Raw genomic sequence first — 24,728 nt, 5'->3', positions numbered from 1 at the left:
CGCATCCCGTAATGTCCGGCTTTCTTCTTTTCATCACTGAAAAAAGCCATATCCTCAGAATCGGATATGGCTCCCGGTTGTTTCATCAGTCTCCGGCACCACTGTATGCTGTATCTCCGCCGGCATTCTCTGTCCCGGATTCCTTTTCTTCCGAAGATGCAGAAGATGACGACGTAGAAGAATCTGAAGAAGCGGATGTATCACCCTTTGTTCCGGCTGTATCCGATTCCCGGAAGATGATCTCTCCATCCTTGATCAGCCCCAGCTTGTCCTTCGCTACCTGTTCCTTGTAAGAATCGCTCTGTATATATTCCGACTCGCTGCGGATTTCCTCCGTGCGCTTCTCTTCTGCCGCAGTCTCCTTCTTGAGCTCTTCTATCTGTGTATTGCCTTCGGCGATTCTGCTGCTGAGCCTGGCGCTTCCCGCCATCAGTGCGATCATCAGCGCGATCACCACTGCAATGATACACAACATTGTTTTCTTATTCTGACGCATTCTGGTCCCCTGTCACAGAAATATATGGTATCCCGTTTGTGCCGCTTTCGCGTCACTTCAGAATGATATCCGCTTTCATCATACCGCTCCCCTTAAAACCCCCAGGCGGTCCGCTTAACATTCCCTCGCCTGCCTTGCATACCGCAAAACCAGGGATAGTTACCAAAACCGCGGGCAGTCTGTTTAACACTTCCCACACCGCAGGCCATCCGCATTTTCGAGGAGCTTATACGAAGTATAGCAGTCCGTTTTTGAAAAAGCAAGATTCCCGCGGACACAGTCGTAAGACAGATTCCTGCGGACACTGTTGTCAGACATACTCATAGGTCGACTGTGCGTCCTCCTTGCGGACGGTCTCCTGGACATTCAGCACCCGCACAGAAACTGTCTTCTCTCCGAAGAGAATATCGATTCTGTCACCAGCCTTTACCTCTGCGCTCGCTCTTGCCGTCTTCCCGTTCAGCAGGACACGCCCCGCATCACATGCTTCATTCGCGACGGTTCTCCGCTTGATCAGTCTCGACACTTTCAGATACTTGTCTAATCTCATGGCATTCCTTTCTGTCTTCTGCTATCCGGCTGCGTTTTCAAAGAAACTCAACCCGTATTAAAGAGTCATGCAGGCACTGCCCGAACGACAGGATGGGACTGCTGCATGGATCAGCCATGCTGCAGTCCCACCCTGTCATTTCACCTGTATAACGCTCTGCAACCGTGTAACCAAAAATTCACAAACTTTTTGCTCCATCGTCATAAAGTGACGTATTATCGTTACTCTATGTGATTATGTTCGCTTATTGCGAAATGAACATTATATATTGATGCACTTTATCCGGCCTATGATAAAAATACATCTATGAAGTTGTTAAAGAACAATTTTTATTTTGTTCATTGGGAGCATTATACGTGATTCGCTTTGAATATTCAAGACATCAACATTTTTGTTTTCTTCGCCTCCGGACGGAAATGATTATGTCTCTCTTTTCACCTTCGATGCAGACGGCACCAGTGATGTTCTCTGCGGCCAGTACACGGGCTTTACTGCATCCCTGGCCTTTTTTGCTGCTGTTCAGCTTTCCGTCAAGCTTTACATCCTGTATGCATCTGATGAAGAGACTTGCCGCCCCCCTGGAAAAAGCTTCTCCTAGCTCTCATAAGGAATAATAGTATCTCCGTCTGCCTGCATCTCAACCGGGTCGGTATCATATTCTGTCCCGAACATATCCTCGATTTCATACATGTACAGGAAGAAACCGTCGCCCAGATCCTCATCCTCCATGACAACATCATCGGACCATGTCACCGCATCGGTGTAATACCAGATTTCCTCGTCTGTGTCGGCTTCATAAGTGGGAAGAAGGAAGACAACCTCATCTCCTTCCTCCAGCGGATGAATCCCCCTGCTTGTCATGGAATCTCCGCCTTCTTCCAGACCGTCGTAGGTGCCCAGTACCCGATAAGCTTCCTCCGTAAAATCATAGACGGCGCGCAGGTTGGTTTCTTCCCCGTTCACTTCTGCCGGAATGGAATAAAGATTATAATTGTCCGTTTCTTCTATCAGTTCTGCGTTTACCGGTTCTCCCCCGACGGTCATCCAGGTGCCCCGGAAGTTATCACGGAACTGCCCGCTCTCCCAGTCTGCCTCGATATCATTGTCTTCTCCCAGATAGACAAATTCGGAAGCTGCTCCGTCCTCAGATCCGTCTGTCTCATACCACAGAAGAAAATGTACCGATTTCACCGCATCCAGCCCGGAGGTGATAGAAAGATTCAGAAACCCGTCTTCATCCAGGCTCTGTTCATATTGAATATCGAAATCGCTGCCAGTTACCGGAACCAGGTCTGACAGCTGGCTCTGCAGCTCATCCCCGGTGCCTTCCGCGTCCTGTCCCGCAGACTGATAGGCGCTCCAGGCTTCTGTCCAGTCAACAGAATCATAATTATCTGTCACCGCCGCGATATACTGCAGGTAAGGGGTATTGTCCGAGTTCTGCACGTAACCGGAAAGCTCTTCCTCTGTGACGCTGATCGGATAAAAGACGGAAAGTCCGTTGGAATTTTCACGGCTCTGTCCGTGGGTCTCGTACACTACGGCATCTTCCACAGCAGACAGGAGCTCTGTTCCGTCGCTCTGGACATAATCCTGCGTATTTTCCACCAGATTCGCCATGTCCACCATGTTACAGTAGCCCTCGGATTCCGTGTTTCCTCCATATGACTCTGTCCTGTCCGCGGCCCCGGCCACATCGTTCAGTGTCCGGACATCGCCTGCCGCAAGAGCCATTCCCCCGGTGTAGTCATCAAAAGCGCTGTCCAGCATGCTGATCTTTGACAGATTGACAACGGAAAGCGTTGCCTCATCTTCGCAGTCCAGCCGGATGCACTTTTCCAGAAAGGAATCGCAGATCACTTTCCCCAGCTCATCGCCTTTTAAGGCGGAATTCTCGTCCAGTGCATTCAGGATGGCCGCGTAATCCCATCCTTCCCCCGGTTCTGTCTCCTCCGAGGCAACCAGATAATAGCCAGCGCCGTCCACGACCTTGGCCGTCTCCAGGCTAGCCATCAGACAGGCGTCAAACCCGATAAAATCAAAGGTACAGGAAGCACTCCCAAGAGCGGCCTCCAGTTCCTCCAGCGTCAGGTTGTCATTCTCATAGAGCTCGTCATAGCAGACGCCTTCCGCATTCCCGCCGCCATGATCCCAGAGGATCAGCCCGTAATGCTCGCTCGGGTACTGCGATACCCCCCAGCTGATAAAGTCGGCCAGTGTGGACGGGTCGCCCATAGACGCAGATTCCGCGCTGCCAACCTCATTCAGACTTCCGTCCCGGAGCTCGTAGCGGCCAAGTTCATCCGCATCAATCCCCTCCCAGTTCCATTCCGAGGATCCGCCTGTCTCCACAATGACATTGACATCATCCGGGACAGAGGCGCTGCACATTTCTTCGATGTTCATGGAGGCCATGGCTCCCTGGCTCTCCAGGTCGGAACCGCACAGATACAGGAGCAGCGTCCATCCGGGCTGGTCGCTTCCGGCCTGTCCCGCCTGGAATTCTGCCTCAGTCCCGTCTTCTTCCGATGCATCGGCTGCCCCGTTTTCTTGTGCAGCCACATTGTCAGAATAACCCTGTACGTCCTGAGCGCTCCTGTTCTCTTCCTGTCCGCAGCCGGTAAGTCCTGTCCCGGCGGCAAGCAGAGCTGCCATAAGCAGAGCTGCGTATCTTCTTTTCATGTTCTGACTCTCCTTTAGCAGAATCCCTTTATGTCTCCTTCCACCCGTCCGCGATGGAAAAAAGGTACTGCTCATAAGCACGCTTTGCGGCAAAAAAGTCCTGACTGGTGGTTGCAATGGCGGCTGTGACACGCCCGTCTGCCTTCCCCGGCTGTCCGAAAATCAGGATGGGAACAGCGCCCTCCTGAATACATCTGTATTTTCGCAGAATACGGCCCCGGAGTACAGTACGGAAAAGCGGCGGCTGTCGGCAAAATCGGTTCTTGACACAAATCGTTTTATGCTGTGTAATTTTTAGATTTAATATTTCTTTTCCCAAAACCGCGCCCGGACAAGAACCACCAGCGCAGTTCCTGCCAAAACCGCCCTGGTCATGGCATGAAGCCCCGGATCGTATCCTACAAAGATCCATGTCACAGGATCCGCGCACAGCTCTGCCAGAAGAAACATGATCAGATCCATGCTGCCGATGATAACCAGGCTCTTTCTGAATAGATTTTTCAGCTCTGCCTGGTTCTGGGCGCCATACTGATAGGAAACAATCGGGGCGCTTCCATTTGCATACCCCATCAGAATCGCCGCAAAAATAAACGCCATATACATGATTGCCCCATAAGCGGCAACGCCGTCTGCACCGGCAAGCTCCTGCCTTTTTTATCGCCTTTTCTATCATCTTTTCTATTGTCAAGTACCAATTTTGATTTTTTTTGTCGATAAGCTGTACTTTTTCACACGCCGCTGTTCATGCATAATGTGTTTAAAGATATTGCAGACAACACATCATCTTTCTTCCCTAAAAAGATGATAAGGCTTTTGGTGAAATGAGACAGATCCTGAAGCCATCGTCCCACGGCAAATCTAATAAATCCGGGAATTAGCCCACAATATCAGGAGGAGAAATTATGAAAAACAAACTTGTCACGATTCTTGTAACTGGTGTACTTTCCGTTTCCGTACTCGCCGGATGCGGGTCCGGCAGCAATGCGTCCAGCGCATCCAGCGCATCTGCAAGCTCCGGCAGCTATACAGAAGACGCAAGCAGCTATGCAGATTCCGGCAGCTATGAAGATGTTTCCGGTGACTCCGTTGCGTCCGCAAGCGCTTCCGTGGATACTGCAAGCACTTCCTCGGACGGTACCTTCTCTCTTGGCGATATTACTGCTGATATGATTCAGACTGGCCTGTACGCAAAGGATGACAACGGAAATGAGCTTGTATTCGCTCTGTTCCAGGGACCGGATGCAAATAATTATGTAGCACTTATCACTGTGGATACAGATGGTACCGGAGACGTCCTCTGCGGACAGTACACTGCAACCCAGAAGGAATCCGGCGATGACGGAATTACGTGGACGGTACTGGACGGAACAGATGTATATACCGGTAATAGCTTCAGCATCGGATGTGTTGAGGGAGACGACGGCTCTGCTGCTTTCTATGATCAGAATGGCACTACCTACACTGCGGAGTACCTGGATGCAGATCAGACCATCACTTACTTTGGCACTGCAGTTGGTTTACTTGCGGCAAATGGTCAGTAAAAAGCCAGTTCTTTGCAGAGTCTGACCATCTCCAGGAAGACACTTTGTAAAAAGGGCGTGTGAAAAAACATTTCGTTTTTTCACACGCCCTTTTCTGTTGTGTTTCAAAATTAATTATGGAACGGGAGCCGGATCATGAAATCCAGCTCCCGTTTTTTTGCTTTTCAGCCAATTACGATTTTCCAAAAATCATTCGAACCAAATTATAATGTTCATGAACATTATAAAAAATTTTTGGTTACAAAAAACAACCGTTCTTCAGCAGCTGCTGTTATTTGATCATGTCCTTCAGAGCTTTTCCTGCCTTGAACTTCGGAGATTTGGATGCCGCAATCTCGATGGTCTCACCTGTCTGCGGATTTCTTCCGCTGCGCGCCGCTCTCTCAGATACTTCGAAGGTTCCAAATCCGACAAGCTGCACTTTATCTCCGTTCTTCAACGCTTCTGCTACAGTATCAATGAATGCGCCAAGAGCTTTCTCAGAATCCTTTTTCGAAAGTCCCGTTTTCTCGGCGATTGCTGCCACTAATTCGGTTTTGTTCATGTAATACTTCCTCCTAAAATTTACAATATATGGTCTTTTTATACTCTCAGACGCCTGATTTGTCAAGAAAATCCAGGTGTTTCAAGCATCCTCAAGAGTTTACTTTATACCATCCTCCGGCTTCTGACAACCGCCTTTTTGTTTTTTCCCGATTTGCACAGGATTTTTCCTGCGCACGGATTCACGATCTCTGTCTGAATTTAAATTTCTCGTCATGATCAGGGCATTTTTTGAAAATCGTCTGAACTCACGCCCGCTCTCTCACCTGCATTTTCAGTACAATAAACCGCCATGCGATACATCATGCCACATGCTGTACAAGCTACCGATTGCTCCGTTCTTCAGACGAGCCCGTACAGAAGCCGAAAAGAAATTCCCGGTTGTTCTTCTCCGGATCATCCAGCACAAGCTCCAGTGCCTTCTGGAGACAGACGCCGATCTCCGGTCCCTTCGGAATTCCTGCGTTGATCAGATCCCTGCCGTTAATCGCCAGGCCTTTCAGATCCACGCACTGATTCTCGCTGATAATCCTCTCTCCTACCTGAGCCACCCCGATCACACGGCGAAGCTTCTCCTCGCGCTTCCACTCGCTCTGCGCCATCGTATCCGCGTCCTGTACCCTGATGAAGAGCGGGAAAAGATCCTTCCCTACCTTATTGATAAGATGACGGACCTGCTTCTCATCCGGCTTTACTCTCCAGTCATGATAGATGATGAGCGTCCGCACCTGGCGGATGGTGTCGTTGTCCATCTTCAGCCGCCGCATGATCTTCACAGCCATGGCAGCGCCCTTCTCTCCGTGCCCTTTGAAATGATCAATTCCATTCGCGTCTGTCGTTCTGCATGCCGGTTTTCCCACGTCATGAAGAAGCATCGTGAAACGCAGAATTCTGTCGTTCTTCACCTCCGCCATGGAGACGAGAGTATGCTCGCCGACACTGTACATGTGATGCGGATTGTTCTGCGGCGTTCGCATCATCTCATCAAATTCCGGAAGGATGATCCTAGTGATCCCGGCCTGATAAGCCACCTTCAGATACTCCGGGTGGTCCGACGTAATCAGCTTTGTGAGCTCCGCGCAGATGCGCTCTGCACTGATCTTCGCCAGATTCGGAGCCAGCTTTACAATTCCCGCGATCGTCTCCGGATCAATTCCGAAATTCAGCTGCGCAGAAAAACGAACCGCGCGCAGAATCCGAAGAGCATCCTCTGAAAAGCGTTCCTCCGGGTTTCCTACACAGCGGATGCACCTGCGCTGCAGGTCATCCATTCCTCCGTAGAGATCAATCAGACCCTCTTCCTCATTGTATGCCATCGCGTTGATGGTGAAATCGCGGCGCTTCAAGTCCTCCGGCAGACTCGCCGTGAAGGTAACGTTCTCCGGATGACGGCTGTCCTTATATGTACCGTCAATCCGATAAGTCGTCACCTCATGCGCTCTGCCGCCCACAAGCACCGTCACCGTTCCATGCTCGATTCCGGTATCCACCGTCTTCACAAAAATCCGCTTCACCTGCTCCGGGAGCGCCGACGTCGTGATATCCCAGTCCTCCGGCCTTCTTCCCAGAATGGAATCACGCACACATCCGCCTACGATATAAGCTTCATATCCCTTTGCATGCAGGCTGTCCAGAACCATGCGGACAGTCGCCGGTATTCTTATCTTCATACTACAAAGTACCTTTCCACTCTCACTTCAGTTTTCCGGAGCTTCTCCGTCTGAACTTCTACCATAATAATCCGTTTTACAGCCTGATGCAAGCGAAGCGGTACCGTCAGCCTGTCAAGAGACTGTCAAGCGAAGCAGTACCGTCAGCCTTGACAACCATTTCTATTGAGGTTAGAATTTATGCTGATTGCGTTCGCGAAGAAACCGCAACCACATTAAGTACCGTTATGTACATGATCGATAAATAATCAGGAGTTCACTATGGCAAAGGATAAGAAATTAGTAGAGCAAATCACGTCGATGGAAGACGATTTTGCGCAGTGGTATACCGATGTCTGCGTCAAGGCCGATCTGATCGGATACACCAGCGTAAAGGGCTGCATGGCGATTAAACCCGCCGGCTATGCGATCTGGGAGAATATCCAGAATAATCTCGACGCCCGCTTCAAAGCGACCGGCGTTCAGAACGTATATATGCCGATGCTGATCCCGGAAAGCCTTCTCAACAAGGAGGCGGAGCTTGTGAAAGGCTTCGCTCCGGAGGTTGCTTGGATCACCCAGGGCGGATCCGAGAAGCTGACTGAGCGTCTCTGTGTGCGCCCGACTTCCGAGACACTGTTCTGCGATTTTTATGCAAAAGACATCCATTCCCACAGAGATCTTCCAAAATTATACAACCAGTGGTGTTCCGTTCTGCGTTGGGAGAAGACAACCCGTCCCTTCCTCCGCTCCCGTGAATTCCTGTGGCAGGAGGGTCATACCGCTCACGCAACCGCAGAGGAATCGGAAGAGAGAACCGTTCAGATGCTGAACGTCTATGCCGATTTCCTGGAGCAGGATATGGCTATCCCTGTAATTAAAGGACAGAAAACCGAGAAGGAGAAATTTGCAGGCGCAAAGCACACTTACACCGTCGAAGCCATGATGCACGACGGAAAGGCCCTTCAGTCCGGCACCAGCCACAACTTTGACGACATCTTCGCAAAGGCTTACGGCGTACAGTTCACCGACAAGGACAATACCCTCAAGTATGTGCATCAGACCTCCTGGGGAATGACCACCCGTGTCATCGGAGCCATGATCATGGTACACGGCGACAACAGCGGTCTCGTACTGCCTCCTCATATCGCTCCCGTTCAGGTCATGATCATTCCGATCCGCCAGGATGCCGAGGGCGTCATGGACAAGGCTCTCGAAGTAAAAACGGCGCTTGCCGCTGCCGGCGTCCGTGTGAATCTCGATGATTCAGAGAAGAGTCCCGGCTGGAAGTTCTCCGAGCAGGAGATGCGCGGCATCCCGATCCGTATCGAGCTCGGACCGAAGGACATCGAGAAGGGTCAGGCTGTTCTGGTTCGCCGCGACACCCGCGAAAAGACCATCGTCCCGATCGAAGAGATCCCGCAGCAGGTTCCCGTTCTGCTTGAAACCATTCAGACTGACATGTTCCGCCGCGCAAAGGAGCACCTGGACACCCATATCTATGACGCGACTGATTATGACACCTTCTGCAAAACTGTTGCAGAAAAGCCAGGCTTCGTGAGAGCGATGTGGTGCGGTGATGAAGCCTGCGAAAACAAGATCAAGGCAGATACCACGGCTACCTCCCGTTGCATCCCCTTCAAGCAGATCAGGATCAGCGACCGGTGTGTATGCTGCGGAAAGCCGGCAAAGCATGAGGTTATCTGGGCAAAAGCGTACTAAAAATATAATTGTTATGGCCTTCGAAATCGCATCCGGACTCTTTCGCACGCTTCGCGTGCGTCGTGCCTTTCTGCGTTTTCGAAGAGCTCTCTTTTATTACTCTGTATAAGCTTCGCGTCACTTCGCTGCTCCGCAGCTTCCGTGCCGCTAACAGGTATTCGGATTTCGCGCATTCGCGCTTCATCCTCATACCTGTTGCCTTCGAAATCGCATCCGGACTCTTTCGCACGCTTCGCGTGCGTCGAGCCCTTCTGCGTTTTCGAAGAGCTTATACACTAAAAAACGCTGAATTTACCGGAGATTTCTTGTGAACTTTTTTCGCAAGTTTCCCCTTCACATTCTGCAAGTGTTAGGTTATTATAGTAGGGCACACAAGATGTTGTGCCCTACTTTTTGTTTTTAACAAAATATAGTACATTCAAACAGGCAGAGTTCCAGAATCTGTTTTTTCACTACCCAGGGGGATTAGAAATGGAAAAGAAAGTTACTACAAATGTCATCAAACGAAATGGCGAAGAGGTTACCTTCGACATTACGAAGATCTGCAACGCAATTGCAAAGGCCAACAATGAAGTCGACAAGATTCATCAGATGAATCCGTATCAGATTCAGGCGATCGCTGACAATGTCGCGGACCGCGTCAGCCAGTCCCCTCACGCGGTCAACGTCGAGGATATCCAGGACATGGTAGAGACCGGAATCATGGAGATGCGCGGCTTTGAGGTTGCGCAGAAGTATGTCCGCTACCGTTATAAGAGGACGCTCGCGAGAAAATCAAACACCACGGACGATGGTATTCTCTCGCTGATCGAGCAGAACAATGAAGAGGTGAAGCAGGAGAATTCCAACAAGAACCCTGTCATCAACTCCACCCAGCGTGACTACATGGCCGGAGAGGTCAGCAAGGATCTGACAAAGCGTATTCTCCTTCCGGAAGATATTGTGCAGGCCCATGAAGCCGGAATCATTCACTTCCATGACTCCGATTACTACGCGCAAAAGGAGCACAACTGCGACCTGATCAACCTGGAGGACATGCTGCAGAACGGAACCGTCATCAGTGAGACCCTGATTGAAAAGCCCCACAGCTTCTTCACCGCCTGCAATGTCACCACACAGATTGTCGCTCAGGTTGCATCCAACCAGTACGGCGGTCAGTCCTTTACCCTCGCCCACCTCGCGCCCTTCGTGGACATCAGCCGGCAGAAGATCCGCAAGGAGGTCATCGCCGAGCGTCAGGAATGCGGAGAGGACATGGATGAGAAGATTATCAACCTCATCACTGAGCGCCGCCTTGCGGAAGAAATCAAGAGCGGCATCCAGACCATCCAGTACCAGCTCATCACTCTGATGACCTGCAACGGACAGGCTCCCTTCGTAACCATGTTCATGTATCTGGATGAGGTTCCGGACGGACAGACGAGAACCGATCTCGCCGCCATCATCCGTGAGGTTCTGGTTCAGAGAATGCAGGGTGTCAAGAACGAGAAGGGTGTATGGATCACCCCTGCTTTCCCGAAGCTGATCTACGTTCTGGACGAGGACAATATCCATCCCGACTCAAAGTACTACTATCTCACCGAGCTTGCGGCGAAATGCACCGCAAAGCGCATGGTTCCCGACTACATCTCCGCCAAGAAGATGAAGGAATACAAAAACGGCGATGTATATCCCTGCATGGGATGCAGAAGCTTCCTCACACCGGACAACGAAAGTGTACCGGAAGGTCTCTGCGACAACGACAACAAGTCCGGATCCAGAAATCACATCGACGGAAAGCACAAGTACTACGGACGTTTCAACCAGGGCGTCGTTACCATCAATCTTGTCGATGTGGCCTGCTCCTCCAAGAAGGACATGGACAAGTTCTGGGAGATCCTTGATGAGAGACTTGAGCTCTGCCACCGTGCTCTCCGCTGCCGCCACGAGAGACTTCTGGGGACACCTTCCGATGTTGCCCCGATCCTCTGGCAGTATGGCGCGCTCGCGAGACTGAAGAAGGGCGAAACCATCGACAAGCTCCTGTACAACAACTACTCCACCATCAGTCTCGGATATGCGGGTCTCTATGAGATGTGCGTATACATGACCGGAAAGAGCCACACCGACCCTGAGGCAAAACCGTTCGCCCTCAAGGTTATGCAGCACCTGAACGACAAGTGCGCCGAGTGGCGTGCCGCGGAGCATATCAGCTACTCCCTGTACGGAACCCCGATGGAATCCACCACATACAAATTCGCGAAGTGCCTGCAGAAGCGCTTCGGCGTGATAAAGGATGTCACCGACCACAACTACATCACGAACAGCTACCATGTCAACGTCCGCGAGAAGATCGATGCCTTCCAGAAGCTTAAGTTCGAGGCCGATTTCCAGAAGCTTTCCCCGGGCGGAGCCATCAGTTATGTCGAAGTTCCGAACATGCAGGACAATATCCCCGCCGTAATCTCGGTGATGCAGTTCATCTACGACAACATCATGTACGCTGAGCTGAACACCAAGAGCGATTACTGCGAGGTCTGCGGTTATGACGGAGAGATCCAGATCAAGGAGGACAAGCACGGAAAACTGATCTGGGTATGCCCGAACTGCGGAAACACCGATCAGAGCAAGATGTCCGTCGCGCGCCGCACCTGCGGATACATCGGAACCCAGTTCTGGAACCAGGGCCGCACACAGGAAATCAAGGACAGAGTCCTTCATCTATAATCTGTGTTCTTTAGCGCTGTAATATACAGTAAACCTCATACGATAGGCCGTGCCACACACTGTATATGCTGCGGATTGCTCCGTGCTTCGCACGGTATATGTCCCCGTGGCACGAGAGCTGCCTCACAGCTTCCGTGCCGCTGACAGGTATAAGCTACGAATTGATTGAGACCGCCACACCAGCCACCTTCCATGAATATATGTCTCCCGCATGTGTCTCCGGCAGCATCTACTGCCCGACTCCGTCATCCGGAACACCAGAGCGGACCAGGCGACACACGGAATCATGGAAGCGGCCGGTGCGGCGGTTTCTTTTGCATCGCGCATCATAAAGCAGGTGATCGCGGGATGATCCGGAGTTGCCGGAGCTTGTGGCGGCATGTGACAGTTTCTTTCTGCAGTATATTTTTTCGTCTGAAAAAATAATGCAAAAGTTAATCCGTCAAACAATTCATCAGGTGTCAAAAATGTTTTTTAAAGAAACTGAACAAGTATTTACGAAAGGATTGTGTCTATGAATTACGCGAACATCAAGGAGTTTGACATAGCGGATGGCCCGGGCGTCAGAGTCAGCCTCTTCGTCTCAGGCTGCAGGCACCACTGCAAGGGCTGTTTTAATTCCATGACCTGGGATTTCAATTATGGAACGCCTTTTACCGAAGAAACCACAGAAGATATTCTGAAGGCTCTCAGACCGGATTATATCCAGGGTTTCACGCTTCTGGGCGGCGAACCCTTTGAACCGGAGAACCAGAAGGTCCTTGTCGGACTTCTGAAGCGGATCCGTGAGACATACCCCTCCAAGGATATCTGGTGCTACACCGGCTACACCTATGATGTCGATCTGATGGAGGGCGGCAAAGTATACACCGATGTCACGGACGAGATGCTCTCCTACATCGACCTCATCGTCGACGGTGAGTTCATTGAAGCGCAGAAGGACGTCACCCTTCTCTTCCGCGGAAGCCGCAACCAGCGGCTCATCGGCCTGCATGGGTACAAGGCTCCTGAGGAACGGAAGCACAATCTTAAGAAATGATCCTTATCACCGCCCACTCGCACCAGGTAAGCCTGACTTTTTTCCCAGACTTTTATCATCCAGGACAAAGCTTTTAAATCATCTTTTTGGGGCTTATACCAGGGCAAAGCTTTTAAAGCATCACTGCCTGGTATAAGCCCCCAAAAAAAAGAAAAGAAAAAGAAAACTTTTTTGAATTACCTGTTGACAACAAGGGAGGTCAGGCCTATACTATAAACAGTAATCGTTCTCATTATTATTTTAAAGAAAGGATAAAGGCATGGCAGTATTGAAACACAGCCGCCAGAGGGAAGCTATCTACAATAATCTCCAGAATCGCAAGGATCACCCCACAGCGGATATGATTTTTGCGGATATACGGAAGGAATTTCCGAATATCAGTCTTGGAACTGTATACCGTAACCTCTCCCTTTTATCTGATCTTGGCAAAATCCAGAAGCTTGCCGCAGACGGTGTCGCGGACCGGTTCGACGGAAACGTCCTTCCGCACGATCACTTTATCTGCCGCAGGTGCGGAGCTATGACAGATATGGATTTTGTGGATACGGAACGGTTCAAGGAGGAAGCAGCCCGCCGCTTTGACGGCGAAATTGAAAGCTGCAGTATTGTTTTCTACGGGATCTGCGCAGACTGCAAGAAAAAGGAAGCGATGAACCTGTCTGAAGAAGAATATTCTTCTGAGACGCAGCACCCCGTCGGGATTCAGCCCACAGCATAAGCTGTCACTCCAATAAGATTTGTTGTGTAATTGTTTCAGTTGGTTATGATGGTTTTTGTCCGATTACCCTGAGGAGGTAAAACGACAGCACAATTTTTCTTTAAGAAAGGTGGTAACTCAAATGGCTAAATGGAAATGTACAGTATGTGGACACATCTATGATGAAGAGGTTGAAGGCGTAAAGTTCGAGGATCTTCCTGCTGATTGGAAGTGCCCGACCTGCAAACAGCCGAAATCCAAATTTGTAAAGATCGATGAGACTGCTGAGCGCACATGGGCTGCCGAGCATGTAGTAGGCATTGCCGCTGACGTTCCGGAAGATATCAAGGAAGGCCTGAAGGCTAATTTCGAAGGTGAGTGCTCTGAGGTTGGAATGTATCTGGCAATGGCCCGTGTAGCATTCCGCGAGGGATATCCGGAAATCGGTCTGTACTATGAGAAGGCTGCTCATGAAGAGGCAGAGCATGCTTCCAAGTTCGCTGAGCTCCTTGGCGAGGTTGTAACCACAAGCACAAAGAAGAACCTTGAGCTTCGTGTAGAGGCTGAGTATGGCGCAACCGAAGGAAAGTTCGAGCTTGCAAAGAGAGCAAAGGCTGAGAATCTGGACGCAATCCATGACACTGTTCATGAGATGGCTCGTGATGAGGCAAGACATGGCAAGGCATTCGAGGGACTTCTGAAGAGATATTTCGGAGAATAATCCGAGAAAACTGATATATAAACTCCCCGGCATCACATCTGAACGCTGTCAAGGCAGCGAACAGCTGATGCCGGGGAGTTTTTTGTATTCGGAAATATGGTATTCTGCCAAAGGGTGCCAGGCAGCCAGAGATTTACCCATCTTCAGGGATATAGCAGTTTTGTTGCTGAAGACTGCATAGCCTGAAAAATATTTGTCATGTAACCGGAGTATGCTTTACTCCCGACGAGGAATCCACATAATCCGCAGTGTCCTCCTTGCCGGACAATGCGTCCGCAAGATCCGCAAATTGCTTCAGATCCAGTGCCTCGCCCCGGATGTTCTCCGAAAGCCCGCATTTCTCCATGGCAGATTCAATCTGTTCTCTGGAAAAATCAAGCTCACGGCTGTTTCTCAGTCCGTTGAAAAGCGTTTTTCTCCGCTGCGCGAAGGAGGCACGGATCAGACGGAACATCAGTCCTTCATCTTGCACCTGAACCCTTTCTTCCGCTGACCTGCCGGTCAGACGGATCACCGCGCTTCCTACGTTCGGCCTTGGCATGAAGCAGTTCGGAGGCACATTTGCCACAATTTCAGGTCTGGAGTAATACTGAACTGCCAGCGACAGAGCCCCGTAATCCTTTGTTCCAGGGGATGCCTGCATCCGTTCCGCGACCTCCTTCTGGACCATGACAGTCACGGACTCCAGCGGAACCTTCTTCTCAAGAAGCTCCATCAAAATAGGGGTCGTGATGTAATATGGAAGGTTTGCCACAACCTTAACCGGTCTTCCGCCGTTGTGCTCCTCCACAAAGCGGTTCAGATCAATTGTGAGAATGTCCTGATTGATAACCGTCACATTGTCCCAGTCCGAAAGTGTGTCCTCCAGGATCGGTATCAGATTGCGGTCGATTTCCACCGCATACACCTCACGTGAAGCATAGGCAAGGTACTGGGTGAGTGTTCCAATTCCCGGTCCGATCTCCACCACACAGTCATCCCGTCCGATCCCTGCAGCACGAATTATCTTCTCCAGCACGTGGGGATCGATCAGAAAGTTCTGACCGTATTTCTTCTGAAATCGAAAGCCGTACTTCTGCAATATTTCAATTGTTCTGGCCGGCGTACCGAGCCAGGGCTCTTTTCTTGATTCACTCAATTCCTCTGTCCCCTGAAAAAAAATACAGCATGACGCTGTCTCTGGTCGTGTTGTCTCCGGTTCTGTGGTCTCCGGTTCTGCGATCTCCGGTTCTGTGGTCTCCAGTTCTGCGGTCTCCGGTTCTGAGATCCCTGGTTCTGCTGTCCCTGCTCCGCAAGCAGGCGCCGACGGATTTATGAAGCTGGCCGCGCCGGCTTCGTTTCCGGTGCGGCCAGAGATTCTCTGCCTGTTCAGGTAAGATTGAAATCCTTCTCCTGAAGCACAAGCCATTTATCCTTTTTGTTTTTCCTGCTTCTGCGGCGCTTCGCCGAGGAGCGGCTGATCGCCTTGTCAATCATGTCCTTCACGATCGAAATGGTCACAGGCTCTTCCTCTGTCTGCATATTGCCGATCATGGTGTAAAGCGCAAGGATCGCCATGTCGTCGATCTTATAACCATTTTCTGTCGCATAGGTTCTGGCGAATGTGATCAATTCATCGTTTGTGAAGACAGGAATAGAGATGACTCGGTCGAACTTCGCGGCAAAACGCGGATATTTCTTAAGAAATGCACGCATCGCCACCTTCTCATCCTCGATGATTGTGATCATGCAGTCCGTCCGGAATTCCATAGCCTGGCTCAGCTTCTCAACGGTAGCCTCGTTCATCCCCGAGACATCCTCGATAACGAAGAATCCGCCCGCCATTCTGGCTACAACCTTCGCAGGATCCTTCTCATTCAGATCAGCGCCTTTGACTCTGGCAACCTTTGCCGCATCCATGCCGAGATCCTTGCACATCGCGACGACGAGTCCGTGTGTCAGACGGGTTTTTCCGGTTCCACGAGCCCCCATGACCGCGATATTGCCGTGAAGGGATGTCTTCTCACCTGCATGCTCATATACACAGCTGATCGCTTCCAGAATCTGAGCGTCCATTCCGGGGATTCTTGCAAAATATGTGAAGATCTTGCGCTGTTCCTCATTCATCCGCGTCGGCTTTGCCCGGTTCATGATACGGATCCGGCGCTCCTCCGGAGTTTCTTCACTCAGGATCTTGTCGATTGAAATCGGTACAGTGTTAGCACCGATGGTATCCAGAGGTATCGTATGCGTATGAGATGCTCTCTCTTCCTCGCTTGGCTGCGGATCCGGAATCTCAAGCTCCTCGATGTAATGAATTTCCTTTTTCTTTGGTTTCGCAGAATCGGTGTCTGCTGACGCTTCATCTGTTCTGACCTCTTTCGACGGTACGCTTCCGGCGCCTGCAGCGGTTCCTTCTGTCTCAGTCCCAGCCCCAGCCTTCAGTGTCTCTGGTGTGACCTCTCTGGACAGGTCTTCTTCTTCAAGATCACGGAGGCGGATTCCGCCCGCCAGATCCTTCGATTTTTCTGTCTCCTCCTCGACCGTCTCAGCCTCTTCCGGTGATTCTTCCTCGACCACTTCGGCCTCTTCCGGTGATTCTTCCTCGACTACTTCAGCCTCTTCAAACCGGGTCCCGGTCTTAACCCCTGTCCCGTCAGAGACCTTTTCCTCTACAATCTCAGCTTCTGCTTCAGGAGTCTCGATTTCGACGGCCTCTGCCTCTTCCACCGGAGCCTCTGCTTTTACGGTATCTGCCTTTTCCGCGGCAGCCTCAGCCTTTGAAGCACCTGTCTCTTCCACCGGGGTCTCTGCTTTCACGGTATCTGCCGTCTTCGCGGCAGCCTCTGCTTTTGAAGCACCTCTTTCTTCCGCCGGAGCATCTGCTTTCGCAGTGCCTGCCGTCTCCTTCTTCGCAGCTCCCGCCGCGATTTCACTCGAGAAGGATCCTGCTGTCTCAGCGAGAAATGCATCCAGATTAAAATCTCCGGTATTCATCTTCCTGCTGGTTCCTTCTCTGCGCGCCTTCTCGGCTGCGGCAGCCGCCGGCGTCATTTTTCTCTCTGAAACAGAATTCTGCTGCTTTAATTCCGGATTATTCGACGGTCTCGCACTTCCACCGACACTCGAAGCCTGCGATTCGTCAGTGCTCCTCCGGAAATCCGATCGCAGATCTTCATCTGAGTATCTCTCTGTATCGGCTGTCCGTCCGGCATCTGAAGTTCCGCGAAGATCAGATCCCGCATACCGGCCCGGATTCCTTCCGGAATCGACGGTAGCATTCTGATCCCGATTTCTTCCGGAATCAACACTTTCCTCTGTAAAGGAGTGTATTACATGATGGAAGCCCTTTTCCAGTCTGTCCTTGAATTCCACTGCCGCGGACTCTGCCGGATGCTCCTGCTCCGAACCCGTTCCTCTTCCGGAGCTCTGATTGTCGGATTCCATAGAACCAACGGCTTCCGCGCGATTTCTGTCACGCTTCATGAATGAGGAAGATTCCGGGACTTCCCTTTCCTCTTCCTTAAATATGCCGGCTCTCGCGGAAGCGTCCTCCTCTGTGCTCTCTGTATCCTCAGAAGGCGCCCCTGCGCTCTGCTCCTGTTTCCTGCGGTTTGCCGCTGCCTTCATCCGGTTATAGTTCTGTTCCTGTGAAGGTGTCAGAGCCGCGTACTGCTTCTTGAGCTCCATCGCCTTCATGACATATCTGCCCTCGCTGAACCACAGAATCAGATCGTCACAGGTTTCCACGCACTTCTTTGTATCACCTGCTTTCGAATACAGGACGGCAAGCTCATAAGCCCATCGCTCGGTATACTCCCGTTCCTTGTATTCCTCCAGAACATCGATCTGTGCCTCCAGCGGCGCGCCCTTTGCCTTGAACAGCTTATACTGCAGAAGACAGCGTGAATTGTCGTTTTTGGCGACCTTGGAAAATTCCCGGAAATATTTTTCCGCCTCATCGATCTGATGCAGACGGATGCAGACTTCTACCAGGCGGTACAGAATATTACGCCCGATGGAGGCGCGGCTGTACGCGAGAACCAGTATATCCTTAGCGCTCTCATAGTCCTTATTCACTTCATATACATCTGCCACCATGTTCAGGGTGTTAATGCTCTTGACACGGCGCCAGTCAATCGAATCGACGATGCTCAGGGCGTTTTCATAATCCTTCTCCCTGACATAAGCCGTCAGTTCGTCTAATTTCTGATGATATTCCTCTTTATCCAAGGTTTATCGCCTCCCGTTAATATTATCTATACTCCTTGAAACCCCTTATCCATGCGCTGCCTGCGCTCCCCGGGCACAACTGGTTATTCCGGTGAAACCTCTCCGTGAAAATCAGATGACTTCACTTCGATCTTGTCCAGCTTCCAGATATCATCGACATATTCCTGGATGGTGCGGTCCGAGCTGAACTTTCCGGAATGTGCAATATTCAGAATTGCGCTCTTGTACCACTCCTCCGAATTGCGGTACTTTGATTCCACGCGTTCCTGAGCGGCCGCGTAGGACTTGAAGTCCGCGAGAATGAAGTAAACATCTGCGCGGTTTCCGTTCTGCGGGTACAGAAGGGAATTGTAGATGTCCCGGAACATCTCCATGTCTCCGTTGGAATACATGCCGTTGATCAGCTGCATGAGAACCTGACGGATATCGGCGTCGTTGTTGAAATACTGCATCGGATCGTAGCCGCCGTTCTTCTCATAATCGATGACCTGCTCCGCAGTCAGTCCGAAGATGAAGGCGTTATCCTCACCGACCTCATCGACGATCTCCACATTTGCGCCGTCCATCGTTCCCAGCGTCAGAGCGCCGTTCAGCATGAACTTCATATTTCCGGTTCCGGATGCCTCCTTGCTCGCGGTGGAAATCTGCTCGGATACATCCGCCGCCGCAAAAATAATCTCCGCGTTGCTCACGCGGTAGTCCTCAATGAAGACAACCTTGATCTTGTTCTTAATGCTCGCGTCATTATTGATCACATCCGCGACATTATTGATCAGCTTGATGATCTTCTTCGCCCGCTCATAGCCCGCGCTTGCCTTCGCTCCGAAAATGAAGGTTCTCGGGTAGAACGGAAGTTCCGGATGCTCCTTGATCTTATTGTACAGATACATCACATGAAGAATGTTCAGCAGCTGACGCTTATACTCATGCAGTCTCTTTACCTGTACGTCGAAGATGGAACGGGGATCGACCTCGATTCCGTTGTGCTCCTGAATATATTTTGCCAGACGCAGCTTGTTCTGGTACTTGATATTGCTGAATTCCGCCTGCGCCTTCTCATCATCCGCATAAATGGCAAGCTTGCTGATCGTGGACAGATCCGTTACCCACTCCTTGCCGACATGACCGGTTACCCACTCTGCCAGAAGCGGATCTCCGTGAAGCAGGAAGCGCCGCTGCGTGATTCCGTTTGTCTTGTTGGAGAACTTCCACGGATACATCTCATAGAAATCCTTCAGCTCACGTTTCTCCAGAATCTCGGTATGAAGCTTCGCAACGCCATTTACCGAGAATCCGCCTACAATTGCAAGGTTTGCCATCCGCACCTGGCCGTCGTAGATGATCGCCATGCTGCGGATCTTCTCATCACTGTTCTGCGGATACTTGATCTTTACTGCCTCACAGAACCTGCGGTTGATCTCCTCGACAATCTGATAGATACGCGGAAGCAGACGGGAGAACAGCTCGATCGGCCATTTCTCCAGAGCCTCGGCCATGATGGTGTGATTCGTATAAGCGCAGGATTTTGTCACAATCTCCCAGGCCTCATCCCACTCCAGGTGCTGCTCGTCCAGAAGAATCCGCATCAGCTCCGGGACGGTAAGCGTCGGATGTGTGTCGTTCATATGGAAGCACGCCTTCTCCGGAAGCTTATGAATATCATCATGTCCCTTCAGGAACTTCTTCACCGCGGTCTGGATGCTTGCGGAAACGAAGAAATACTGCTGCTTCAGGCGAAGCTCCTTGCCGGCCATATGATTGTCGTTCGGGTAGAGAACCTCGGTCAGCGTCTGCGCCAGATTCTCCTGCTCCACTGCCTTGTAATAATCACCCTTGTCAAAGGAATCCAGCGAAAAATCATTGATGGCCTCCGCATCCCAGATACGCAGGGTGTCTACCACATTGTTGTTGTAGCCTACAATCGGGAGATCATAGGGAACGGCACGAACGGACTGATAGCCCTCCTGGTGGTAGTAATTTCTCCCGGTTTTCTCATCGTAGTCGACCGCGACGTACCCGCCGAATTTGATCTCCTTCGCGTACTCCGGACGCTTCAGCTCGAAGGGGTAGCTTCCGTCCTTCAGCCAGTTGTCCGGCTTCTCAATCTGATAGCCGTCCTTGATCTCCTGCTTGAACATGCCATAGTGATAACGGATTCCGCAGCCGTACGCGGTGTAGCCGAGGGTGGCAAGCGAATCCATGAAGCAGGCAGCCAGTCTTCCAAGTCCGCCGTTTCCAAGTGCAGGGTCTCTTTCTTCATCCTCGATGGCATCCAGATCAATTCCCATCTCATCCAGTGCCTGCTTTACCTCACCGTATGCGGTAAGCGCCAGAAGGTTATTGCCGAGATATCTTCCGGTCAGAAATTCCATCGACATGTAGTAAACGATCTTCGGATCATCCTTCTTCATGGTCTGCTGGGTCGCCATCCAGTTGTCGATAATGACATCCTTGACGACATAGCATACCGCCTGGTAGATCTGATGATTGCTCGCTTCCTCCAGAGTCGTCCGGAACAGTCTTCTGATCTCATCTTTAACTTCCTTCTTGAAATTATCTTTCTTGAATATCGGATTAAGCATTCTTTCCCCTTTCACTGAAAAAACACTGCCGGAAACGCACCGGCGTATCCGCGGATAACGGAATACATGCGCTCTGCCACTTCTCCGGTTTTCGTCCCGCTGCCGCGACGCTCACCTGAGTGAAACAGCCATACGCCACATCTCTCGGCAAACTGTAAAGCCGCGGACCGCTCTGCGCCCGCCGCTCCCGCGATCCCACAGGTATGACATTCTAATTATACGATCATCAATCGCTTCGATATTCCTCAATCCCGCAATCCTGCAGGTATGACATTAGGGAGTCCGGCAGATCCGGGCTCCCAGAAATATCCTTACTGTTTCTCGACACCCAGAGTGACTTCCTCAGAATTGATCTTCCAATCCTTGGTATAGCCGGCCGTCTCGCCGATCACGATATCATCGGCCAGAACGACTCTGGAGATCTTTTCTTTGTTCGCCTTCAGAATGTCCGCGATATGACGGTTGCCCTTTGCGTAGACCTTGATGCGGTCCATAACCTCAAAGCCCGCTTCCTTGCGCATCGTCTGAATCTTGCTGATCAGCTCCGCGACGAAGCCCTCCTCAATCAGCTCCGGAGTCAGAGCGGTATCCAGCATCACGGTCACGCCCTGATCCGCCTGCGCCACATAGCCCTCGGTCTGCGCGATATCAATGAGGAGATCCTCTCTTGAAAGAGAAATACTCTGTCCGTCCACAGAAATCGTCAGCACACCGTTCGCGTTGAGTTCCGCTACCGCCTCTGCGCCGTCCAGCCCGGAAAGTGCCTTCCGGATACCTCCGACCAGCTTGCCGTACTTCGGGCCGACTGTCTTCAGCTGCGGCTTGATGCTGTACTCCACCTTCAGATCATCCGAGAATTCCACGGACTTTACATTCAGCTCATCGGTCACAATCTTGGTGTAGAAGTCATCCAGACGGAAATCCGCCTTGACATACATTCTGGAAAGCGGCTGACGGTTCTTGATACCGGAAGCATTTCTCGCGGCACGTCCGAGCACAACGATTCTCGTAACCTCACGCATGTTCTGCTCGAGATCCTTATCGATCCACGCCTCGTTCACGGTCGGATAATCACAGAGATGAATGCTCTCCGGAGCACTCCTATCGACGCTGCGGACGAGATTCTGATAGATGTCCTCTGTCATGAACGGAATCATCGGAGCCGCTGCCTTGCAGAGCTCGACAAGAGCAGTATAAAGCGTCAGGTACGCATTGATCTTGTCCTGCTCCATTCCCTTCGCCCAGAATCTCTCACGGGATCTGCGCACATACCAGTTGCTCATGTCGTCGACGAAGGACTCCAGAGTCTTGGCAGCCTCCGGGATCCGATACTGATCGAGATCCGCGTCCGTCTCCTTGATCGTAGAATTCAGACGGGACAGAAGCCATTTGTCCATGACAGAAAGCTTGTCGTAATCCAGCTTATACTTTGTCGGATCAAAATTGTCGATATTCGCGTAAAGCACCCAGAACGCATAGGTGTTCCAGAGGGTTCCCATAAATCTTCTGGAATACTCCATCACAGCCTTGTCATGGAACTTGTTCGGAAGCCACGGTGCGCTGTTGATATAGAAGTACCAGCGGATCGCATCCGCTCCGAACTTGCGCAGCGCGGACATCGGCTCCACCGCGTTGCCCTTGGACTTGGACATCTTGTTGCCGTCCTTGTCCAGCACAAGGCCGAGCACGATTACATTCTTGTACGCAGGCTTGTTGAACAGCAGTGTGGACTCGGCATGCAGAGAATAGAACCAACCTCTGGTCTGATCAACCGCCTCAGAAATAAACTGCGCCGGGAACTCCCTCTCGAACAGCTCCTTATTCTCAAATGGGTAATGAAGCTGTGCATAGGGCATCGCGCCCGAATCAAACCAGCAGTCGATAACCTCCGGCACACGATGCATCTCGCCTCCGCAGTCCGGACATTTGATCGTGAACTGATCCACATAAGGTCTGTGAAGCTCGGTGTGCTCCGCGTCCGGATTTCCGGTCAGCTCCGCGAGTTCCTTTCTGGAGCCGACACAGATCTGCTTTCCGCAGTCCGGACAGGTCCATACCGGAAGCGGCGTGCCCCAGTAGCGGTTTCTCGAGATTCCCCAGTCCTGGATATTTTCCAGCCAGTTTCCGAATCTTCCCTCTCCGATCGTCGGCGGGATCCAGTTGATCTCCTTGTTGTTCCGCACGAGATCATCCTTAACGGCTGTCATCTTGATGAACCAGGACTCTCTCGCATAGTAAATCAGAGGAGTGTCGCATCTCCAGCAGTGCGGATAATCATGCTCTACCTTCGGCGCCGCGAACAGAAGCTTTCTCTCGGAAAGATCCTTCAGGACCTCGGGATCCGCGCTGACCGCACCCTCATCCTTCATCTCGTGCTCGGTCGGCTTGCAGCGCATTCCCGCGAACTTTCCGGTCTCCGGCTTCAGACGGCCGTGATCGTCTACCATCTGAACAAACGGAGCGTCGTACTTTCTCCCGACGCGGGCATCATCCTCACCGAATGCCGGTGCGATATGAACGATACCGGTACCATCGGTCATCGTTACATAATCATCGCAGTACACGAAAAATGCCTTCTTGTGCTGCTTCGCGGCTGCATCCGCCGCGCACTGATACAGAGGCTCGTACTCCTTGTATTCCAGATCCTTTCCCTTGAAGGTCTCAAGGATCTCGTATGGCTTTTCTCCCTCCTCCTTCGCGACAGGCCCGAGAACCTTGTCCAGAAGAGCGACCGCCATGTAATAGGTATATCCGTCCGCGCACTTCACCTTCGCGTATGCGTCCTCCGGATTCACGCAGAGCGCAATGTTGGAGGGAAGCGTCCACGGCGTGGTGGTCCATGCCAGGAAATATGCGTCCTCGCCCTTTACCTTAAAGCGGACGATCGCGGTGCGGTCCTTGATGGTCTTGTATCCCTGCGCAACCTCATGGGAGGAGAGCGGCGTTCCACAGCTCGGGCAGTAGGGAACAACCTTGAACCCCTTGTACAGAAGGCCCTTCTTCCAGATTTCCTTCAGCGCCCACCACTCGGACTCAATATAATCGTCATAGTAGGTAACGTAGGGGTTGTCCATATCGGCCCAGAATCCGACCTTGCCGGAAAACTGCTCCCACATTCCCTTGTATTTCCATACGGATTCCTTGCACTTCTTGATGAAGGGCTCGATTCCGTAGGCTTCTATTTCATCCTTGCCCTCAATGCCGATTTCCTTCTCAACTTCCAGCTCAACAGGCAGTCCGTGCGTATCCCATCCGGCCTTCCGGGGAACCTCATATCCCTTCATCGTGCGGTATCTGGGAATCATATCCTTAATCACACGGGTCAGCACATGTCCGATATGCGGCTTACCGTTCGCAGTCGGCGGACCGTCATAGAACATATACATAGGATGCCCTTCATTTTTCTTTACACTTTTCTCGAAGATCCGGTTCTCCTCCCAGAACTTCTCTGTCTCTCCCTCTCTCTCTACGAAGTTGAGGTTTGTATCGACTTTTCGGTACATATCAGTAATTTCCTCCTTTGGTTTACAATGTTTTCTCGTCACATGTAAAAAACCATATATGCCTTTCAGGCAATCTATTATAAAA

The 24,728-nt window shown here is 51.3% G+C and carries 15 protein-coding genes and 1 pseudogene; 6 read left to right on the top strand and 10 right to left on the bottom strand.

The window, feature by feature from the left end; all coding sequences use genetic code 11:
- Window positions 1–85: 85 nt before the first annotated feature.
- The 4 genes and pseudogenes from ACTNDI_RS08170 to ACTNDI_RS08155 form a co-directional block, all read right to left on the bottom strand.
- Window positions 86–496, bottom strand: a complete 411-nt coding sequence (locus ACTNDI_RS08170) for an FtsB family cell division protein (RefSeq protein ID WP_441100475.1) — start codon at window positions 494–496, stop codon at window positions 86–88.
- A gap of 310 nt (window positions 497–806) precedes the next feature.
- The gene (locus ACTNDI_RS08165) at window positions 807–1,046 is read right to left on the bottom strand and encodes an RNA-binding S4 domain-containing protein (RefSeq protein WP_441100474.1); all 240 of its coding nucleotides are present in this window, start codon (window positions 1,044–1,046) and stop codon (window positions 807–809) included.
- A 594-nt stretch (window positions 1,047–1,640) separates the two neighbouring features.
- Window positions 1,641–3,728, bottom strand: a complete 2,088-nt coding sequence (locus ACTNDI_RS08160) for a clostripain-related cysteine peptidase (protein WP_441100473.1) — start codon at window positions 3,726–3,728, stop codon at window positions 1,641–1,643.
- Window positions 3,729–4,028: 300 nt separating this feature from the next.
- Window positions 4,029–4,358, bottom strand: a pseudogene (locus tag ACTNDI_RS08155) (MATE family efflux transporter); the annotation flags it as partial.
- Window positions 4,359–4,630: 272 nt separating this feature from the next.
- Between ACTNDI_RS08155 and ACTNDI_RS08150 the strand changes: the two are divergent.
- On the top strand, window positions 4,631–5,269 hold the full coding sequence (locus tag ACTNDI_RS08150) for a hypothetical protein (RefSeq protein WP_441100472.1): 639 nt from the start codon (window positions 4,631–4,633) through the stop codon (window positions 5,267–5,269).
- A gap of 271 nt (window positions 5,270–5,540) precedes the next feature.
- Here ACTNDI_RS08150 and ACTNDI_RS08145 read toward each other — a convergent pair whose 3' ends face one another.
- Window positions 5,541–5,879, bottom strand: coding sequence for an HU family DNA-binding protein (locus ACTNDI_RS08145; RefSeq protein ID WP_441100470.1), 339 nt, complete (start codon window positions 5,877–5,879; stop codon window positions 5,541–5,543).
- Between the two features lie 256 nt (window positions 5,880–6,135).
- The gene (locus tag ACTNDI_RS08140) at window positions 6,136–7,482 is read right to left on the bottom strand and encodes a CCA tRNA nucleotidyltransferase (protein ID WP_441100468.1); all 1,347 of its coding nucleotides are present in this window, start codon (window positions 7,480–7,482) and stop codon (window positions 6,136–6,138) included.
- Between the two features lie 261 nt (window positions 7,483–7,743).
- Here ACTNDI_RS08140 and proS point away from each other — a divergent pair, with 261 nt between their 5' ends.
- The 5 genes from proS (at window position 7,744) to ACTNDI_RS08115 (ending at window position 14,346) form a co-directional block, all read left to right on the top strand.
- A complete protein-coding gene (gene proS, locus ACTNDI_RS08135) occupies window positions 7,744–9,183 on the top strand; it encodes a proline--tRNA ligase (protein ID WP_441100466.1) in 1,440 nt (479 codons plus the stop codon).
- Window positions 9,184–9,654: 471 nt separating this feature from the next.
- Window positions 9,655–11,889, top strand: coding sequence for an anaerobic ribonucleoside-triphosphate reductase (nrdD, locus tag ACTNDI_RS08130; protein WP_441100465.1), 2,235 nt, complete (start codon window positions 9,655–9,657; stop codon window positions 11,887–11,889).
- 514 nt (window positions 11,890–12,403) lie between these two features.
- Window positions 12,404–12,928: an anaerobic ribonucleoside-triphosphate reductase activating protein gene (gene nrdG / locus ACTNDI_RS08125; RefSeq protein WP_441100464.1), complete on the top strand. Its 525-nt coding sequence runs from the start codon at window positions 12,404–12,406 to the stop codon at window positions 12,926–12,928.
- Between the two features lie 259 nt (window positions 12,929–13,187).
- A complete protein-coding gene (locus ACTNDI_RS08120; RefSeq protein WP_441100463.1) occupies window positions 13,188–13,646 on the top strand; it encodes a Fur family transcriptional regulator in 459 nt (152 codons plus the stop codon).
- A 121-nt stretch (window positions 13,647–13,767) separates the two neighbouring features.
- A complete protein-coding gene (locus ACTNDI_RS08115; RefSeq protein ID WP_441100462.1) occupies window positions 13,768–14,346 on the top strand; it encodes a ferritin family protein in 579 nt (192 codons plus the stop codon).
- Window positions 14,347–14,542: 196 nt separating this feature from the next.
- Here ACTNDI_RS08115 and rsmA read toward each other — a convergent pair whose 3' ends face one another.
- The 4 genes from rsmA to ileS form a co-directional block, all read right to left on the bottom strand.
- Entirely contained in the window at window positions 14,543–15,484 is a 942-nt protein-coding gene (gene rsmA, locus ACTNDI_RS08110) for a 16S rRNA (adenine(1518)-N(6)/adenine(1519)-N(6))-dimethyltransferase RsmA (protein WP_441100461.1), read from the bottom strand.
- A gap of 230 nt (window positions 15,485–15,714) precedes the next feature.
- Window positions 15,715–18,558, bottom strand: coding sequence for a hypothetical protein (locus ACTNDI_RS08105; RefSeq protein WP_441100460.1), 2,844 nt, complete (start codon window positions 18,556–18,558; stop codon window positions 15,715–15,717).
- Window positions 18,559–18,641: 83 nt separating this feature from the next.
- On the bottom strand, window positions 18,642–21,140 hold the full coding sequence (locus ACTNDI_RS08100; RefSeq protein ID WP_441100459.1) for a glycogen/starch/alpha-glucan phosphorylase: 2,499 nt from the start codon (window positions 21,138–21,140) through the stop codon (window positions 18,642–18,644).
- Window positions 21,141–21,451: 311 nt separating this feature from the next.
- On the bottom strand, window positions 21,452–24,643 hold the full coding sequence (gene ileS, locus ACTNDI_RS08095) for an isoleucine--tRNA ligase (protein WP_441100457.1): 3,192 nt from the start codon (window positions 24,641–24,643) through the stop codon (window positions 21,452–21,454).
- Between the last annotated feature and the right edge of the window lie 85 nt (window positions 24,644–24,728).

Source organism: Bilifractor sp. HCP3S3_D3, assembly GCF_052063915.1.
Classification (GTDB): domain Bacteria; phylum Bacillota; class Clostridia; order Lachnospirales; family Lachnospiraceae; genus Bilifractor.
The sequence above is the reverse complement of the archived record's forward strand: the minus strand, read 5'-3'. Positions and strand labels throughout refer to the sequence as shown.

Excerpts from the sequence above, each read along its gene's own strand:
- ACTNDI_RS08170 (WP_441100475.1), bottom strand. The coding sequence starts at position 496 with ATGCGTCAGAATAAGAAAACAATGTTGTGTATCATTGCAGTGGTGATC.
- ACTNDI_RS08165 (WP_441100474.1), bottom strand. The coding sequence starts at position 1,046 with ATGAGATTAGACAAGTATCTGAAAGTGTCGAGACTGATCAAGCGGAGA.
- ACTNDI_RS08160 (WP_441100473.1), bottom strand. The coding sequence starts at position 3,728 with ATGAAAAGAAGATACGCAGCTCTGCTTATGGCAGCTCTGCTTGCCGCC.
- ACTNDI_RS08150 (WP_441100472.1), top strand. The coding sequence starts at position 4,631 with ATGAAAAACAAACTTGTCACGATTCTTGTAACTGGTGTACTTTCCGTT.
- ACTNDI_RS08140 (WP_441100468.1), bottom strand. The coding sequence starts at position 7,482 with ATGAAGATAAGAATACCGGCGACTGTCCGCATGGTTCTGGACAGCCTG.
- proS (WP_441100466.1), top strand. The coding sequence starts at position 7,744 with ATGGCAAAGGATAAGAAATTAGTAGAGCAAATCACGTCGATGGAAGAC.
- nrdD (WP_441100465.1), top strand. The coding sequence starts at position 9,655 with ATGGAAAAGAAAGTTACTACAAATGTCATCAAACGAAATGGCGAAGAG.
- nrdG (WP_441100464.1), top strand. The coding sequence starts at position 12,404 with ATGAATTACGCGAACATCAAGGAGTTTGACATAGCGGATGGCCCGGGC.
- ACTNDI_RS08120 (WP_441100463.1), top strand. The coding sequence starts at position 13,188 with ATGGCAGTATTGAAACACAGCCGCCAGAGGGAAGCTATCTACAATAAT.
- ACTNDI_RS08115 (WP_441100462.1), top strand. The coding sequence starts at position 13,768 with ATGGCTAAATGGAAATGTACAGTATGTGGACACATCTATGATGAAGAG.
- ACTNDI_RS08100 (WP_441100459.1), bottom strand. The coding sequence starts at position 21,140 with ATGCTTAATCCGATATTCAAGAAAGATAATTTCAAGAAGGAAGTTAAA.
- ileS (WP_441100457.1), bottom strand. The coding sequence starts at position 24,643 with ATGTACCGAAAAGTCGATACAAACCTCAACTTCGTAGAGAGAGAGGGA.